This is a genomic window from Porphyrobacter sp. MBR-49 (assembly GCF_053628655.1).
The window spans coordinates 260,385-275,325 of record NZ_JBRJGU010000004.1 but is presented as its reverse complement, the minus strand read 5'-3'; the positions used below and the strand labels follow the sequence as shown (position 1 = coordinate 275,325).

Here is a 14,941-nt window from a genome sequence, read left to right as displayed (position 1 = left end):
CAGAGCACAATCATGACCGAAGACGACGTATTGGCAGAGTTTCGCGCATCGGGCGCTTTGCTCGAAGGGCATTTCAAGCTGTCTTCGGGCAAGCATAGCGGGCATTATCTGCAATGCGCCCGCGTGCTGATGAACCCCGCCCGCGCCGCGCGACTGGCCGCAGCGGTGGTGGCTGGCGTCCCGGCAGATGTGCGCGAACGGATCGACGTGGTGGTCTCCCCCGCGATGGGCGGGATCATCATCGGGCATGAAGTGGGCCGGGCGCTGGGCAAGGATGCGCTGTTCCTCGAACGGCCCGACGGGGTATTCAACCTGCGGCGCGGCTTTGCGCTGGAGAAGGGCGCAAAGGTGCTGATGGTCGAAGATGTCGTCACCACCGGACTTTCCAGCCGCGAAGCCATCGCCGCCGTCGCGCGCGAGGGGGGCGAGGTGATCGCCGAATGCGCGATCATCGACCGGTCTTGCGGTTCTGTCGATCTCGGCGTGCCGTTCTACCCGCTGCTCGCCATTGATTTTCCGACCTATGATGAAGGCGACATCCCCGAAAGCCTGGCGCGCATCGACGTGACCAAGCCCGGAAGCAGAAAAGCATGAACGCGGCCCTCCACCCCCCTCTGCGTCTCGGCGTGAATATCGATCACGTCGCGACGATCCGCAACGCGCGCGGCGGCGATCATCCCGATCCAGTGCGCGCGGCGGAGATTGTCGCAGCGGTCGGCGGCGACGGGATTACCGCACACCTGCGCGAAGATCGCCGCCATATCCGCGACGAAGACTTGGCGCGGATTCAGGCGGCGACCAACCTTCCGCTCAACCTCGAAATGGCGGCGACGCGCGAAATGCTCGCCATCGCGCTGCGTCACAAGCCCCACGCCGCCTGCATCGTCCCCGAAAAGCGCGAGGAACGCACCACCGAAGGCGGGCTGGACGCGGCGGGGCTGCACAACACGTTGGTGCCGATTGTTGAGGAACTGCGCGCCGCGGGCATCCGCGTTTCGCTGTTTATCGAGGCCGAAGAACGCCAGCTCGACACCGCACTGCGGCTGGGCGCGCCGGTGGTGGAATTTCACACCGGCCAATACGCCCACGCCTTTGCCGATGGCGACCGCGCGCAGGTGGAACGCGAATTGCGCCGCATCACCGACATGGCCGCGCTCGCCGCCAAGAACGGGATTGAACCGCACGCGGGCCACGGGCTGACCTTTGAGAATGTGCAACCCATCGCCGCGATTCCGCAGATCGCCGAACTCAACATCGGCCATTACCTGATCGGTGAGGCGGTGTTTGTCGGCCTCGAAAACGCGATCCGGCGGATGCGTGAATTGATGGATGAGGCGCGATAAGGTGTCGGACGCCGATCTCCCCCCGCTTGCCGCTGCGCAGAAACGCTGGGCCTTTGCCGCTGCTGCGCTGTTCCTGATCGCCATCGGCTTCCTCGGCTTTGCGCTCAACGCGCAGGTGATGGTGGTATTCGCGGCTGGTTGGGTGGCCTTGCAGATTTTCGGCTATGTCGGCGCGCTGCGGGTGGCCAAGGGCGATTTCGCGCACCCATTGTTCAAATCGCAGGTCATGCTCCACGTGATCGCGTTGGCGTTGCTGGTTGCCGTATTTCTGCGAGCGTTCAAATGATCATCGGCCTCGGATCAGACCTCTGCAATATCGAGCGGATCGGCAATTCGCTCGCCCGTTTTGGTGAGCGGTTCGAAAACCGCGTGTTCACCGAAGTGGAAATCGCCAAGGCCCGCCGCCGTCCCTTCACCATCGCGGGCACCTACGCCAAACGCTTCGCCGCGAAGGAGGCGTTTTCCAAGGCGGTCGGCACCGGGTTCAAGCGCGGGGTGTTCATGAAGGACATCGGCGTGGTCAACGCACCGTCAGGCGCGCCGACGCTGGCGCTGACTGGCGGCGCGGCTTTGCGGCTTGAAGAAATGATCCCGGCAGGCCATGAGGCGCGCATTCATCTGACCCTCACCGATGATCACCCCTGGGCGCAGGCCTTTGTGATCATCGAAGCTATCCCTCTGTGATCGGCCCATCGCCCATGGCAACCACTGAAAGCCCGCAAGTGACTGACAAAACTGCGCATGAAGCCTCTGAGAAGGTCAACTGGCTGGCGGAAATCCGCGGCCTTGCGCTGATGCTGCTGGCGGTGCTGGCGTTCCACAGCCTGGTGGCCAAGCCGTTCTACATCCCATCAACCTCGATGATGCCGAGCCTGTGGGTCGGTGATCGGCTGGTGGTGAGCAAATATCCCTATGGCTGGTCGTGGGCCTCAGCCAGCTTTCACCTGCTGCCGCGCTCTGATTGGCGGGTGTGGGCGGCAACGCCCGAATATGGCGATATCGTCATCCCCGTGCACCCTTTGCGGGACGAGGATTACATCAAACGCGTGGTCGCCCTGCCCGGCGATACCATCGAAGTGCGCGGCGGGCAGATCATCCTTAACGGCACCCCGATCAAACGCGAAGTGGTGCCAGCCGTGCGAATCCCGTTTGAACCTGCGCTGATGTGCAAGGACGGGCCGTGCCTTGTCGGGTTTGAGCAGTTTCGGGAAACTGGGCCGGACGGGCGCGAATACTTCGCCCCGCCCACATGGCGCGAAACTCTGCCCAACGGCGCGACCTATCTCACCATCGATTACCGCGATCAGCCGCTCGATGATTACGGCCCTTATACCGTGCCTGCCGACCACGTGTTCGTTATGGGCGACAACCGCGATCAATCCGCCGATAGCCGCGCAGCAGCGGAAGAAAACGGGCTTGGCGACGGGGTGCCGCTGGCGAATATCGGCGGACGGGCGGAGTTTATCACCTTCAGCCTCGACGGGTCGACCACCTGGAACCCGATGAGCTGGTTCACCAGCCTGCGCGGCGACCGCGCATGGACGACACTGCGCCCGCCGCTGGCCGAGGGCGTCGTCCAAGCGCCCGCCGCCGAGTAGTTCGAGGCATACTGAAACATGGCCCGCAAGTTTCTCTATTTCATCGCATTCTGCATTGTTCTGGTAATCAGCGCAGGGATCCTGCTTTCGCTATTTGCGGACAAGTTGACGGCCATTGCGCTGGTGCCATCGGCAGAGTTTGCCCCTGTCGCTCCGCTGGAAGCGAACGCTTACGAAGACCCCGCCCTGTGGTATTCGCGCCCGGGCATCGGGGTAAACGATCCGGCACGCTGGCAGCCCGCCTACGCCAGCGACCGCGGCCTGCTGCCAGCCCCAGCCGAACCCAAAGCGGCGCCGTTCGCCGTCTTCTTCGTCCATCCCACCAGCTACCTCAACCGTTCAAGCTGGAACGCCCCGCTCGACAATGGCGGCGATGCCGACGCCGAACGCATCGCCCGCATTTACCTGCGCGGCATGGCCAGCCCGTTTAACGCGGCGAGCGAAATCTGGGCGCCGCGTTACCGGCAGGCGACGATGGGCGCTTTCCTGACCGACGCACCCGAAGCCGGGCAGGCGATCGAAGCCGCCTATGCCGATGTGCTGGAGGCTTACCGCTATTTCCTGTCCTCGGTCGCGCCCGACACCCCGATTGTGCTCGCCGGGCACAGCCAAGGCGCGCTGCATCTGAAGCGCCTGCTGGCCGAGGAAGTGCGCGGATCGCCCACGGCGACGCGGCTGGTAGCGGCCTATATCATCGGCTGGCCGATTTCGGTGCAGCATGATCTGCCCGCAATGGGCTTTCCCGCCTGCGCCACTGCTGAACAGTCAGGCTGCATCATGAGCTGGTCAAGCTTTGCCGAACCGGCTGACCCGGCGAGTGTCCTCAAGATCTATTCCACCTCCAAGGCGATGGATGGTGAACTGGCGGGCGACAGCCCAATCCTGTGCACCAATCCGCTGACCGGCGTTTATGGCGGCAACGCCCCAGCCAGCGCCAACTTCGGCACGCTGGTGCCCGAAGACAGCATGGAAAAGGGCGAAATTGTCCCCGGCCTTGTCCCGGCGCGGTGCGATGCGCGCGGATTGCTACTAATCGGCCCGCCGCCCGCAATGGGATCTTACGTGCTGCCGGGCAACAATTACCACGTCTATGATCTGCCGCTGTTCTGGGCGAACACCAAGGCGGACGTGATCCGGCGGGCTGAGGCATGGCAGAAGGCGGGTTGATCTTCGAAGACGCGCACGGCTTTGCCGACGCGCTGGGAGAAGCCGGCGTGTTGCTCGGCCTCGATCTCGGCACCAAAACGATTGGCACCGCGACCTGCGATGCGGGTTGGCGCTTTGCCACCAACAACGCCACCATCGCGCGCGGCAAGTGGGGGCGCGACCGCGAAACCTTGGCCGCGCTGATCCAGATGCGCGGCGTGCGCGGCATCGTGCTCGGCCTGCCGCGCAACATGGACGGCAGTGAAGGCCCGCGCGCACAGGCCAGCCGCGCCTATGCCCGCAACTGCGCCGAAGCCTTTGCGCTCCCGATCCTGCTGTGGGACGAACGCTGGTCAACCCAGGCCGCCGAAGCCGCGATGATCGGGCAGGACATGAGCCGCGCCAAGCGCGCCGCCGCGATTGATAGCCATGCCGCAGCCGTCATCCTGCAAGGCGCGATTGATCGGCTGGCGGGGGGCGTTTTGTGAACCCGCGACTGGTAGCTTTAACAAGACTTGCACCCGGTGCATCCGCGCCCCTATTGCGCCTGCCATGACGACGCCCCCCGCCCGGTTCGATGCGCGCGAAGCATCCAAATGGTTTTTCCAGCACGGCCATACCGGCTGGCTGGGATTGCGGTTTGCCGATCAGGGCGACAACTGGGTTGAACTGGAACTGCCGTGGCGCGAAGATTTGCTGGGGGATCGCAGCCGCCCGGTGCTCGCCTCCGGCCCGATCATCAGCCTGATGGACATGGCCAGCGGCATGGCGATCTGGCAGGCGAGCGGAACGTTCAAGCCAGTGGCGACGCTCGATTTGCGCGTCGATTACCAGCGCCCGGCGCGCGAACGGGCCAGTGTGCGCGGGCGGGTGGAATGCTATCGCCGCACGCGTTCGGCAGCCTTCGTGCGCGGTATCGCCCATGATGGCGACCCTGACGATCCGGTCGCTCATGTTGCAGGTGTGTTCATGACCATCGGGGCCGATCCGCGTGAGGCGAATCCGGCACTTGGTGGAGGCGAAGCAAATGACTGAGGGGCGAGAAGGTTTGGGGGAGCTTCCCGCCTATGCCCGCTCGCTCGGCATCACGGTGCACAGCGAGGATGCCGGAATGCCGGTACTGACAGTCGATTTCGGCCCGATGGTCGAAGGCCGCCCAGCCCACTTCCACGGCGGCGCGACCGCCGGATTGCTGGAAACGGCAGGCTATGCCGCGCTACGCACCGCCTTGCTGGCAACCGGGCGCGATCCGCAGTTGAAGCCGATCAACATCACCGTGCAATATCTCGCCGCTGGCAAGAGCAAGCCGAGCTTCGCAATCGGCCGCATCACCCGGTTGGGGCGGCGCAATGCCAATGTCACGGTGGAAGCATGGCAGGATGACCGCTCCCGCCCGATTGCGACAGCCGTTATGAATATATTGATGGTGTAACCGGTTCGTCCTGAGCTTGTCGAAGGACTGTCCTTTCTTCGCCCGGCACAAAAGGGAAATGCGACCCTTCGACAAGCTCAGGGCGAACGGAAAAGGGATACGCATTGCTGCGCTAGGGCGGCGGCGGCGCGGCAGGCGTTGGCGCGGGTTGCACCACCACCCCGCCCTCGCCCACCCGCACTTCGACCGGCACGCCGTCCTTCGCAATCACCACCCCTCCGCCATCAATTCGCAGCGTGGTGCCGTTCTCGCCCAATGGAATTTCGCCGCCCTCAATATCAAACTGCTGGATTGGGCCTTCGGGATCGGGCGATTCGGATGGTTCGGGCTGCGGCGCGGCTTCGATTTTCAAGGCACCGCGCATGAAATCGCGCCAGATCCGCGCGGGGGTGCTGCCGCCGGTTACGCCCTTCATCGGGGTGTTGTCATCATTGCCGATCCACACGCCGACCACCAGATCGCCCGCATAGCCCACGAACAACGCATCGCGGTAATCCTGCGAGGTGCCGGTCTTGCCGTAGTTGGCAATCGGCAGCACGGCATTGCGCCCCGTCCCGCGATTGATCGCCGCGCGCAGCATCGTCTCAAGGTCTTTGTGGGTGCGCGATGAAAGGCTGTCCTTGCGCGTGGTCAGCCATTCCCACCACGTGCGTGTCCCGCGCGGGAAGGCGTGGGGTTCGACCGGAAATTCATTCGCGGCGATCCCGGCATAGGCGGCAGTCAGCTCCATCAGCGTCATCACCGAAGTGCCGAGCGCGAGGCTGGGATCTCCCTCTGCCATCGGCGCGGTGATGCCGAGCGCGCGGGCCTGGGCGATCACCTTGTCGCTGCCCACCGCCTGAAACAGCCGGAACGCTGCGACATTGCTCGACCGTGCAAAGGCATCTTCAAGCGTGATCTGATCGGAATAGCGCCCGGCAGCGTTTTTGGGGCGGTAGCTGCCTTGGGTGATTTCGGTGTTGGGGATGGTGTCATCAGGCTCCCACCCGGCTTCGAGCGCGGCGAGATAGACGAAGGTCTTGAAGGTTGATCCCGGCTGGCGGCGCGCCTGCGTGACCCGGTTGAATGATGATTTGCCGTAGTCGCGCCCGCCCACCATCGCCACGACTTCGCCATTGCGGCGCATCGCCACCAAGCCAACCTGCGCTCCGCCAAGCGGCGCACGCGCTACCACGCGGTTGGCAAGCGCCTGAAGCCGCGCATCGAGCGTGGTGGTCAGCACCTGCCTTGAATAGCTCGCCTCCATCCCCTCACGCGCCAGCGGCAGCGCCCAATCGGCAAAATAGGTGCCGGTCGGCAGGTTATCGTCACGGGTGCGCACATCGATGCGGGGATCGGGTAGCGCCTTGGCCTCAGCCGCCGTCAGATAGCCTTCCTCGACCATCGCGCCGACCACCAGATCCATCCGCGCGCGCGCCTTGTCGTAATGCCGCGTCGGGGCATAGCGCGACGGTGCCTGCAACAATCCCGCCAGCATCGCCGCCTGTTCGGGGCGCAGCTTTTCGGGCTGGCGGTAGAAATAGTGCAAGGAGGCGGCGCGCAGGCCATATTGATTGTCACCGAAATAGGCGTTCGACAGATAGCGTTCGAGGATTTCGTCCTTGGTCAGCCACCCTTCCAGCCAGAACGCGATCAACGCCTCGCGCGCCTTGCGGCTGAGGCTTTGTTCAGGCGTGAGGAAGGTGAATTTCGCCAGCTGCTGGGTGATGGTCGATCCGCCGCCATATCCCGTCCACACCGCCCGCGCGATACTGCGCGGGTCGATGCCCCAGTGGGTGTAGAACCGGCGGTCTTCGATGGCGATGAAGGCCTGTGTGACGTGCGGCGGCAGGTCGGCGACCTTGACCGGGGCTTCAACCACTGCGCCGCTACGCGCAATCGGCGTGCCATCGCTGGCGAGCAACGTAACCTGCGGCGGGGCGATGGGTTCAAGGCTTTTGGATAGCGGCGCGGTGGTGGCAAGCCAGCCGATCAGCAGCACGAACAGCGCGAGGCTGGCCAGAATGCCGCGCCCCGTCCACCACAGTTTGGAGCGCGCGCGCCAGTAATCGCGCTGCCACCAGCGCCGACGGCGGCGCTCCTCAACCTCAACCGCCGCATCGATGTGATCCAGCCGCGCATCCCACGCATCGAAATCAGGCTTGGCCGAGACGCGCGGGCGCGGTGCATCGTCGTCATCATCATCAATCGGGCGCATCGATTCGTACAGCGGGTAGAACCCGGCAGGCGCATCGTCCCGACCGCGATCAGCCCTGGCCCGCGGGCCTTTCCAGAATCGGTCGAACAGCTCCATGTTGTCGCTGTATTATCAGCCTATGACACTGCGGGGCAAGCGGCTTGCTTAACGCTTCTTCGCCGCGCCTTCGGGCAGGTCTTCGCCGAACACGCGCTGGTAATATTCGGCCACCAGCGTGCGTTCCGCCTCGTCACATTTGTTGAGGAAGCTGAGCCGGAACGAGAAACCCACCGACCCGAAGATTTCTGCGTTCTGCGCCCAGGTGATGACCGTGCGCGGGCTCATGACGGTCGAAATGTCGCCGTTGATAAAGCCTTGGCGGGTTAGTTCGGCCACCTTGACCATGTCGGCGATCAGCTTGTCATCCGCCTCAGGCGTTTTGGTTTTGACGATTTGCTGTTCCACCTCGGGCGCGAGGTAATTCAACGCCACCACGATGTTCCAGCGGTCCATCTGCGCCTGATTGATCGCCTGCGTGCCGTGATACAGCCCGCTGGTATCGCCAAGGCCCACGGTATTGGTGGTGGCGAACAGCCGGAACCACGGGTTGGGCGTGATCACGCGGTTCTGATCGAGCAGCGTCAACCGGCCATCGAATTCCAGAATCCGCTGGATCACGAACATCACATCGGGCCGCCCGGCGTCATATTCGTCAAAGGTCAGCGCCACCGGGTGCTGCAACGCCCACGGCAGGATACCTTCCTTGAATTCAGTGACTTGCAGCCCATCCTTCAACACGATCGCATCGCGCCCGATCAGGTCGATGCGGCTGATATGCGCATCAAGGTTCACCCGGATGCTCGGCCAGCCGAGCCGGGCTGCGACCTGTTCGATATGGGTCGATTTGCCGGTGCCGTGATAGCCCTGCACCATCACCCGCCGGTTATGCGCAAAGCCCGCAAGAATCGCCAGCGTGGTGTCCGGATCGAACACATAGGAATCGTCAATCTCGGGCACGTGCTCGCTCAGATGCGAGAAGGCGGGCACCTGCCAATCGACATCGATACCGAACGTCTCGCGGACGTTGACGGTGGTATCGGGCTGAGCCGGAAGGGCGGTATCGCCGGTGACATTGTTCTTGGAATGTGCAGTCATCGTGCCGTCCGGTTAGAACGCATGGGCGCGGCCTGCAAGCGGTGGTTTGCCAATAAGGGCTGGCAATCTGGGCAAGCGCGTTTCCCTCCGCAACGCTTCACGCCTATAGCGGACGCCATGCTCGATCCGGTCGAATCGCTGCGTTTGAAACTGGTGTCGCAAGTGCGCGGGGTGTTCCACGATGTGAGCAAGGGGCAGACGCCGACCCCGCCTTCGGACGATGCGCTGTTCGCGCGCGATACCCCGATCCGGCTGGTGCACGCCGATATCGTCGGGATGATGACCGGCGGAGTGCGCGCGCTGCTGTTGCAAATGCTCCACCCGCACGCGCTGCAAGGGGTGCTGGATCATTCCAATTTTCGCGAAGATATGCACGGGCGGTTGCAACGCACCGCGCGGTTTATTGCGGTGACGACCTTCGGCCACCGTGATGATGCGATGGCGGCGATTGACCGGGTGAACCGTATTCATGCGAAGGTCGGCGGCACCCTTCCCGATGGCTCGCCTTATGAAGCGACCAACCCGCGCACGCTGGCGTGGGTGCACGTGACCGAGGCGCAGAGCTTCCTTGCCGGCTATCTGCGCCATGTCCGCCCCGATATGCAGGGCGCGCAGCAGGACGAATATTACCGTCAGTTTGCGGTGATCGCCCGCGCATTGGGGGCCGATCCGGTGCCCGAAACCCGCGCCGAGGCCGAGGCGATTTTCCGTGAGTTGCGCCATGATCTGAACGCTTCACCCGCCGCGCGCGAGGTGGCGCAGCTTGTCCTGACCCAGCGCCCTAAAGGCACGCCGCTCGCCGTGCAGACGGTGATGACTGCGGATGCTGTGGCGATGCTGCCCGATTGGGCGCGCACCATGTTGCGGCTGCAACGCCCGCTGCTGACCGCAATTCCGGCACGCGCCGCAACATGGGGCATGGGCCGGACATTGCGCTGGGCGTTCCGGCAGAATGCGCCGTCGCAGCCCTAAGTCAACGCCGCGCTTTTCCTGAGCAGTTGATAGGCGTCCACCACCGCGTTCAGCCGCGCTTCGTGCCGCCGGTCGCCACCGTTGCGATCGGGGTGATAGCGCCGCACCAGTTCGGAATAGCGCCGCCTGAGCCGGGTGCGGTCAGTATCTGAACCCAGCCCCATGGTTTCCAGCGCCTGCGCTTCCTCACGCGAAAACCTGCCCGACGCGGCCATCTGACCCTCGCGTTCAGCACGGCTGCGGATGCCGCGTGCGCGCGCCGCGATGGCGTCCAGCGGATCGGCATAATCCGCCCAGCGCGGCACACCGTCCACCCCCGCATCGGGGCGAAAGGTGCGCGATTCAGTGCGCCACCCGGCAATCGGTGATTGGGCGGCGATGATTTCCTCGGCGCTCATGCCGTCAAACCAGTCATATCCCGCATTGAATTCGCGCACATGATCAAGGCAGAACCAGCGCCATTCGCCCGGCCCGTCAAAGCCATTGGGGCGGCGACCGGGTGCGCGAAATTCGCCCGCCTCGTGGCAACCCGGCGCTTCACATTGTTCCTGCGCGCGCTCGACGCGGCCATGAAACCGCGATGAAGGTTTGGGGCGTGACGACATAGGGCTTGAGAATGGCGATCCTGCCCCCAAGTTCCAAGCCATAATCGCGCCGCCATGCCTGCGAAAAAGGAAAGCCTTGATGACCGGAACCGTTGCCGCCGAAATGCACTCCCTGCTGACCGAGGCATTTGCCCCGACACGGCTTGCCATCATCAATGATAGCGCCAAGCATCACGGCCATAGCGGCGATGACGGGTCGGGCGAATCGCATTTCACCATCGAAATCGAAGCGGCGGCGTTTGCCCCGATGAACCGCCTTGCCCGCCAGCGCGCGGTGATTGCGGCGTTGGGCGATATCGTCGGCGGGCGGGTTCATGCGGTGGCGATCAAGGCGGGCGTGCCTGCCGAATGAGCGCGGGCCCGGTATTGCGCCTGCGCCGCGCGGCGCGGCTGATCGTGCTCGACGCACAAGGCCGCGCGCTAATGTTCCGTTACGACGTGCCGGGCAGGCCGCCGTTCTGGGTGACAGCAGGCGGTGAATGCGAAGCGGATGAAACGTTCGACGATGCAGCGCGGCGCGAATTGTTCGAGGAAACCGGCATCATTGCCGATCCGGGGCCGCAAATCGCGCAGATGACACCGCAATTCATCACGGTTCAGGGCGAACCGGTGCAGGCCGACGAACGCTTCTATCTCGTCCGCGTGGCCGAAGCGCGGATCGACACCAGCCGCCACACTGCCACCGAACAGGCGATGATGACCCAGCACCGCTGGTTCACCCGCGAAGAGCTTGCCCACTGGCCCGAAGCGGTGTTTCCTGCCAATATCATCGCCATGATCGAGCAGGAACAACACCCATGATCACGCAGACCATCACCCCCGTCACCCATGATCTGGGCGCGTTTGAGGTGCGGCGCGTGCTGCCTTCGCGCGCGCGATCGATGGTGGGGCCGTTCATCTTTGTCGATCAGTTCGGCCCGGCCAATCTGACCGGCGACGGCATGAATGTCCGCCCGCATCCGCATATCAACCTTGCCACAGTGACATGGCTGTTCGACGGCGCGATTGACCACCGTGACAGCCTTGGCAGTTTTGCCACGATCCGCCCCGGACAGGTCAACCTGATGACCGCAGGGCGCGGGATCGTGCATTCCGAACGCAGCCCCAAGGCGGAATTGGCGACCAATCCGGGGATGTTCGGAATGCAGACATGGCTCGCCCTGCCTGACGGGCGCGAGGAGATCGACCCGGCGTTCGAGGCCGTGACCGATCTCCCCGTGGTTGCCGATAACGGCGCCAAGGCATGGGTCATCATGGGCAAATTGTGGGGCGCGCGTGCCCCCACCACTACCCACGCCGCGACGATCTATGCCGAGATTGTGCTGGAGCCCGGCGGATCGATCCCGCTGGATGCCGATGCCGACGAACGCGCGGTGATGTTGGTGAGCGGCGACGCCAGTGTCGATGGCGTCGCGCTTGAACGATACCAGCTGGCCGTGCTCGCACCGAGCGCGGCGATGCGGTTGGCCAGCGATAACGGCGGGCGGGTGATGCTGCTCGGCGGTGAGGCTTTCGCTACCAAGCGTCACGTCTTCTGGAACTTCGTCAGCTCTGATCGCGAACGGATCAATCAGGCCAAGGACGATTGGCGCGCGGGCCGTTTTCCAAAGGTGCCGGGCGACGAAGACGAATTTATCCCCTTGCCCGAAAAGCCCAACACCGCCAGCTATCCCTGAACGCATATTCGGGAGAGAGCTGGCATGGATTATTCGGGCAAGGTGGCGTGGATCACCGGGGCATCATCGGGGATCGGCGCGGCGCTGGCGCGCGAATTGGCGGCGCGCGGCGCGCATGTGGTGCTGTCAGGCCGCGATGAAGCACGGCTGGCCGAGGTTGCGGCGGACTGCGGAGAAAGCCTGCTGCTGCCCTTCGATGTGCGCGACGATGCCGCGCTGGCAGATGCCACCGCAAAAGCCATCGCGTGGAAAGGCGGGGTCGACATCGCCTTTGCCAATGCCGGGGTTTCCCAACGCAGCCGCGCATTGAACACCGATATGCAGGTTTATCGTGACATCATCGCGATTGATCTGACCGCACAGATTGCCTTTTCCCAAGGGTTGATCGGCCACATGGCAGAGCGCGGCTCTGGCGCGCTGGGGTTCATCTCATCCATCGCGGGCAAGGTCGGTGTGCCGATGCGCACCGCCTATTGCGCGGCGAAGTTCGGGCTTGCGGGCTATGCCGATGCGCTGCGGGCCGAACTGTCGCAGTCGGGCGTCTCCGTTCACACGATCTACCCCGGATCGGTCGCCACCAATGTCTCGCGCAATGCGCTGACTGGCGCGGGCGAGGCGCGTGGGCGCAGCGACAAGGCGATCGACGAAGGCATCCCTGCTGAGGTCGCCGCGCGCCAAATGCTCGACGGGATCGCGGCTGGGCAGCGCGAAATCATCATCGCCGAGGGCGCGGAACAGGCGATGGGCGAATTGCGCCGCACGCCCGATACTTTGTTCGATTCTGTCGCAGGGATGGTCGCGGCTGGCTACATGGACAAGATGGAGCAAGGCTGATGCATTTTGATCTCAAGCGCGTGGCCCTGCCCAACGGCATTCACCTTAACGTGGTGGACGAAGGCCCAGTCGATGCACCGGTGCTGATCTTCCTCCACGGCTTTCCCGAAAGCCACCGCACCTGGCGACATCAGATCGCGCATTTCAAGGATCGGTTCCGCTGCATCGCCCCCGATCAGCGCGGCTATCGCGGATCGTCAAAGCCGCAGGATGTGGCCGCCTATACGCCGGACAAGCTGATCGGCGATGTGTTCCTGTTGGCGGACGCGCTGGGGATCGGCAGCTTTACCATCGTTGGCCACGATTGGGGCGGTGCGATTGCCTGGGGTGTGGCGCTGGGCGGGCAGCACGCGCGGGTGAACAAGGCGGTGATCGCCAACGCCCCGCACCCCTCGATCTTTCAGCGCCTGCTCTACACCCACCCCGGCCAGCGCGCGGCGAGCCAGTATATCCGCGGGTTTCGCGATCTCGCCAATGATGCGCTGGTCGAGGAGCACGGCCTCACCGGATTGCTGCTGAAGGAGGTCAAATGGGATCGCCCATCCGCCATGGAGCCAGAGGAACGCGAAGCTTTGTTGCTGGATTGGCAGAACCGCGATGCCGCCTTCGGGATGCTCAATTACTACCGTGCCAGCCCGATTGACGTGCCACTGATGGATGCGCCGTTTGAAGTTCCCGCAGGCTACACCCCGCCCGCCTTGCCCAAACTCACAATCCCGACTCTGGTGATCTGGGCGCTCGATGACCTCGCTCTGCCGCCGGAAAACCTTGATGGGTTGGAGGATATCATCGACCCGCTGACCATCGTGCAGGTTCCTGATTGCGGGCATTTCGTTCCTTGGGAAGCGCCAGAGGCAGTGAATGCGGCGATTGAGGCGTTTCTGGCGGGTTAAGCGCCCACCAGCCACTCCACATCCGCGCCGTGTGGATGCGACCACGTCAGCTGCGTTTCCTCACCCCCGCCGGGCCAATATTGCACCGTCAGCTTGTGGCGGTGAACGGAGCGATCAGCCTCAACCATGATCCACGCCAGCGGGCGCTCGCTGGTCGCGCGCGCACCCGCTGCCGCCATCGCCGCCGTTACCCGCACCTGTTGATCGGCTGGGACATATTGCCAGACAATCGAATGCATCAGCACCCGCGTTTCGCCGCTGGCTTGCGGCTTGGCCAGTTCGGCCTCGACGAAATCGGCGGCATTCATTGGCACCAGATCGGGCTTGCGCTGGTGGGCGGCCTGGATCGCGGCATCCATCCGTTCAAACCGGATGGTGTGTTCCGGCCAGATATAGGCCTTTAATCGCAGCGCCTGCGCGGGATCGGTCAGATCGACCGGAGCGACATCGCAGCCTTTGGTGGAGACAATGGCGATGTTGCGTTGCGGCGGCGGCGAGCCATGCCATTGCGGGGCGAAGTGGATCACCGCATCATCCGGCCCCACCATCACCCCGCCCAGATCATAGGAATAGCGATCCAGCATCAGGTTGATCCCGGCGCTCGACCCGATTTCAAGGCATTGGAAGCGCGGCGGCAGGCCTTGATCGGCGAGCCACAGCATCGCGGCGATAAAATTGGCTGATCGCCCGGCCTCATTGGTCTGCGGTGGGCCATCGAGCCACGGAAGCAACGCGGCTTCGTGCGCCCGTATAACCGCGCCGATAATCGCCGCGTCATCGGCATTTTCGCCGCGATAGATCGGGGCCAGTTCGGGTGCAGCGCCGGACAGGTGGAGCGCGTGGATGCCCCCTGCTACCCGCAATGACAGCGCATCAGCCAGCGGCGCACCCTGCCAACCCCGGATGCGCGCCAACAGCACGCTTGCCGCGTCAGTTTCCAGAACGGCTGCGATCCCCGCCACCACCCGCGCAGTGATCGGCGCGCCCGCGTGCTGGCAATAGGCGACCTGATTCGAAAACGCGGTCGCCACCGCGCCCGGCCCGGCGGTGTTCATATCGACGAATTCATACGCCGGACGATCCGCCGAATTGCCCATTCCCATTGCCCTTT

The 14,941-nt window shown here is 64.0% G+C and carries 19 protein-coding genes; 15 read left to right on the top strand and 4 right to left on the bottom strand.

Annotated elements, in window-relative coordinates; translation table 11 throughout:
* Positions 1-12 precede the first annotated feature (12 nt).
* The 9 genes from pyrE to ACSSV3_RS07565 all read left to right on the top strand — a co-directional run bounded on the left by pyrE (position 13) and on the right by ACSSV3_RS07565 (position 5,519).
* On the top strand, positions 13-594 hold the full coding sequence (gene pyrE, locus ACSSV3_RS07605; RefSeq protein ID WP_354323469.1) for an orotate phosphoribosyltransferase: 582 nt from the start codon (positions 13-15) through the stop codon (positions 592-594).
* Positions 591-1,343 carry a pyridoxine 5'-phosphate synthase gene (locus ACSSV3_RS07600; RefSeq protein ID WP_354323468.1) on the top strand — a complete coding sequence of 251 codons (753 nt, stop codon included), beginning with the start codon at positions 591-593 and terminating at the stop codon, positions 1,341-1,343. Before pyrE ends, ACSSV3_RS07600 begins: the two co-directional genes overlap by 4 nt.
* Positions 1,330-1,629 (top strand): pyridoxal phosphate biosynthetic protein, encoded by a 300-nt coding sequence (locus ACSSV3_RS07595; protein WP_354323466.1) that lies wholly within the window; start codon positions 1,330-1,332, stop codon positions 1,627-1,629. The genes ACSSV3_RS07600 and ACSSV3_RS07595 overlap by 14 nt, the downstream gene beginning before the upstream one ends.
* Positions 1,626-2,027, top strand: a complete 402-nt coding sequence (gene acpS, locus ACSSV3_RS07590; protein WP_354323464.1) for a holo-ACP synthase — start codon at positions 1,626-1,628, stop codon at positions 2,025-2,027. The genes ACSSV3_RS07595 and acpS overlap by 4 nt, the downstream gene beginning before the upstream one ends.
* A gap of 14 nt (positions 2,028-2,041) precedes the next feature.
* Entirely contained in the window at positions 2,042-2,941 is a 900-nt protein-coding gene (lepB, locus tag ACSSV3_RS07585; RefSeq protein ID WP_354323463.1) for a signal peptidase I, read from the top strand.
* Positions 2,942-2,959: 18 nt separating this feature from the next.
* Complete coding sequence (locus ACSSV3_RS07580; protein WP_354323462.1) at positions 2,960-4,108, top strand: DUF3089 domain-containing protein; 1,149 nt, start codon at positions 2,960-2,962, stop codon at positions 4,106-4,108.
* Entirely contained in the window at positions 4,090-4,575 is a 486-nt protein-coding gene (ruvX, locus tag ACSSV3_RS07575; protein WP_354323461.1) for a Holliday junction resolvase RuvX, read from the top strand. The genes ACSSV3_RS07580 and ruvX overlap by 19 nt, the downstream gene beginning before the upstream one ends.
* A gap of 64 nt (positions 4,576-4,639) precedes the next feature.
* Positions 4,640-5,122: a PaaI family thioesterase gene (locus ACSSV3_RS07570; protein WP_354323459.1), complete on the top strand. Its 483-nt coding sequence runs from the start codon at positions 4,640-4,642 to the stop codon at positions 5,120-5,122.
* Complete coding sequence (locus tag ACSSV3_RS07565) at positions 5,115-5,519, top strand: PaaI family thioesterase (protein WP_354323458.1); 405 nt, start codon at positions 5,115-5,117, stop codon at positions 5,517-5,519. Before ACSSV3_RS07570 ends, ACSSV3_RS07565 begins: the two co-directional genes overlap by 8 nt.
* Before the next feature lie 112 nt (positions 5,520-5,631).
* Here the strand turns inward: ACSSV3_RS07565 and ACSSV3_RS07560 are convergent, their stop codons facing one another.
* On the bottom strand, positions 5,632-7,812 hold the full coding sequence (locus ACSSV3_RS07560; protein ID WP_354323456.1) for a transglycosylase domain-containing protein: 2,181 nt from the start codon (positions 7,810-7,812) through the stop codon (positions 5,632-5,634).
* Between the two features lie 48 nt (positions 7,813-7,860).
* Positions 7,861-8,850 (bottom strand): cobaltochelatase subunit CobS, encoded by a 990-nt coding sequence (cobS, locus tag ACSSV3_RS07555; RefSeq protein WP_354323454.1) that lies wholly within the window; start codon positions 8,848-8,850, stop codon positions 7,861-7,863.
* Between the two features lie 117 nt (positions 8,851-8,967).
* Between cobS and ACSSV3_RS07550 the strand changes: the two genes are divergently transcribed.
* A complete protein-coding gene (locus ACSSV3_RS07550) occupies positions 8,968-9,822 on the top strand; it encodes an oxygenase MpaB family protein (protein WP_354323452.1) in 855 nt (284 codons plus the stop codon).
* Here the strand turns inward: ACSSV3_RS07550 and ACSSV3_RS07545 are convergent.
* Positions 9,819-10,427, bottom strand: coding sequence for a DnaJ domain-containing protein (locus ACSSV3_RS07545; RefSeq protein ID WP_354323450.1), 609 nt, complete (start codon positions 10,425-10,427; stop codon positions 9,819-9,821). The two genes, ACSSV3_RS07550 and ACSSV3_RS07545, sit on opposite strands and share 4 nt — an antisense overlap.
* 79 nt (positions 10,428-10,506) lie before the next feature.
* On the opposite strand from ACSSV3_RS07545, the gene ACSSV3_RS07540 reads away from it, so the two are divergent.
* From ACSSV3_RS07540 to ACSSV3_RS07520, 5 genes are read left to right on the top strand one after another with little or no spacing between them, the layout of a single operon-like run.
* The gene (locus ACSSV3_RS07540; RefSeq protein ID WP_354323449.1) at positions 10,507-10,779 is read left to right on the top strand and encodes a BolA family protein; all 273 of its coding nucleotides are present in this window, start codon (positions 10,507-10,509) and stop codon (positions 10,777-10,779) included.
* Positions 10,776-11,228 carry an NUDIX hydrolase gene (locus ACSSV3_RS07535; protein ID WP_354323448.1) on the top strand — a complete coding sequence of 151 codons (453 nt, stop codon included), beginning with the start codon at positions 10,776-10,778 and terminating at the stop codon, positions 11,226-11,228. Before ACSSV3_RS07540 ends, ACSSV3_RS07535 begins: the two co-directional genes overlap by 4 nt.
* The gene (locus ACSSV3_RS07530) at positions 11,225-12,103 is read left to right on the top strand and encodes a pirin family protein (protein ID WP_354323446.1); all 879 of its coding nucleotides are present in this window, start codon (positions 11,225-11,227) and stop codon (positions 12,101-12,103) included. The genes ACSSV3_RS07535 and ACSSV3_RS07530 overlap by 4 nt, the downstream gene beginning before the upstream one ends.
* A gap of 24 nt (positions 12,104-12,127) precedes the next feature.
* Positions 12,128-12,937: an SDR family NAD(P)-dependent oxidoreductase gene (locus ACSSV3_RS07525; RefSeq protein WP_354323444.1), complete on the top strand. Its 810-nt coding sequence runs from the start codon at positions 12,128-12,130 to the stop codon at positions 12,935-12,937.
* Positions 12,937-13,830 (top strand): alpha/beta fold hydrolase, encoded by an 894-nt coding sequence (locus ACSSV3_RS07520; protein WP_354323442.1) that lies wholly within the window; start codon positions 12,937-12,939, stop codon positions 13,828-13,830. Before ACSSV3_RS07525 ends, ACSSV3_RS07520 begins: the two co-directional genes overlap by 1 nt.
* On the opposite strand, the gene ACSSV3_RS07515 is transcribed toward ACSSV3_RS07520, so the two are convergent.
* Positions 13,827-14,933, bottom strand: a complete 1,107-nt coding sequence (locus tag ACSSV3_RS07515; protein ID WP_354323440.1) for a DUF2332 domain-containing protein — start codon at positions 14,931-14,933, stop codon at positions 13,827-13,829. The genes ACSSV3_RS07520 and ACSSV3_RS07515 overlap by 4 nt on opposite strands.
* Positions 14,934-14,941: the final 8 nt, after the last annotated feature.

What these genes read in the sequence shown, in the direction of transcription:
- acpS (WP_354323464.1), top strand. Translation starts at nt 1,626, where the DNA reads ATGATCATCGGCCTCGGATCAGACCTCTGCAATATCGAGCGGATCGGC.
- ACSSV3_RS07545 (WP_354323450.1), bottom strand. Translation starts at nt 10,427, where the DNA reads ATGTCGTCACGCCCCAAACCTTCATCGCGGTTTCATGGCCGCGTCGAG.
- ACSSV3_RS07595 (WP_354323466.1), top strand. Translation starts at nt 1,330, where the DNA reads ATGAGGCGCGATAAGGTGTCGGACGCCGATCTCCCCCCGCTTGCCGCT.
- lepB (WP_354323463.1), top strand. Translation starts at nt 2,042, where the DNA reads ATGGCAACCACTGAAAGCCCGCAAGTGACTGACAAAACTGCGCATGAA.
- ACSSV3_RS07540 (WP_354323449.1), top strand. Translation starts at nt 10,507, where the DNA reads ATGACCGGAACCGTTGCCGCCGAAATGCACTCCCTGCTGACCGAGGCA.
- ACSSV3_RS07530 (WP_354323446.1), top strand. Translation starts at nt 11,225, where the DNA reads ATGATCACGCAGACCATCACCCCCGTCACCCATGATCTGGGCGCGTTT.
- ACSSV3_RS07570 (WP_354323459.1), top strand. Translation starts at nt 4,640, where the DNA reads ATGACGACGCCCCCCGCCCGGTTCGATGCGCGCGAAGCATCCAAATGG.
- ACSSV3_RS07525 (WP_354323444.1), top strand. Translation starts at nt 12,128, where the DNA reads ATGGATTATTCGGGCAAGGTGGCGTGGATCACCGGGGCATCATCGGGG.
- ruvX (WP_354323461.1), top strand. Translation starts at nt 4,090, where the DNA reads ATGGCAGAAGGCGGGTTGATCTTCGAAGACGCGCACGGCTTTGCCGAC.
- ACSSV3_RS07520 (WP_354323442.1), top strand. Translation starts at nt 12,937, where the DNA reads ATGCATTTTGATCTCAAGCGCGTGGCCCTGCCCAACGGCATTCACCTT.
- ACSSV3_RS07565 (WP_354323458.1), top strand. Translation starts at nt 5,115, where the DNA reads ATGACTGAGGGGCGAGAAGGTTTGGGGGAGCTTCCCGCCTATGCCCGC.
- ACSSV3_RS07535 (WP_354323448.1), top strand. Translation starts at nt 10,776, where the DNA reads ATGAGCGCGGGCCCGGTATTGCGCCTGCGCCGCGCGGCGCGGCTGATC.
- ACSSV3_RS07600 (WP_354323468.1), top strand. Translation starts at nt 591, where the DNA reads ATGAACGCGGCCCTCCACCCCCCTCTGCGTCTCGGCGTGAATATCGAT.
- cobS (WP_354323454.1), bottom strand. Translation starts at nt 8,850, where the DNA reads ATGACTGCACATTCCAAGAACAATGTCACCGGCGATACCGCCCTTCCG.
- ACSSV3_RS07550 (WP_354323452.1), top strand. Translation starts at nt 8,968, where the DNA reads ATGCTCGATCCGGTCGAATCGCTGCGTTTGAAACTGGTGTCGCAAGTG.
- ACSSV3_RS07515 (WP_354323440.1), bottom strand. Translation starts at nt 14,933, where the DNA reads ATGGGAATGGGCAATTCGGCGGATCGTCCGGCGTATGAATTCGTCGAT.
- ACSSV3_RS07580 (WP_354323462.1), top strand. Translation starts at nt 2,960, where the DNA reads ATGGCCCGCAAGTTTCTCTATTTCATCGCATTCTGCATTGTTCTGGTA.
- ACSSV3_RS07560 (WP_354323456.1), bottom strand. Translation starts at nt 7,812, where the DNA reads ATGGAGCTGTTCGACCGATTCTGGAAAGGCCCGCGGGCCAGGGCTGAT.
- pyrE (WP_354323469.1), top strand. Translation starts at nt 13, where the DNA reads ATGACCGAAGACGACGTATTGGCAGAGTTTCGCGCATCGGGCGCTTTG.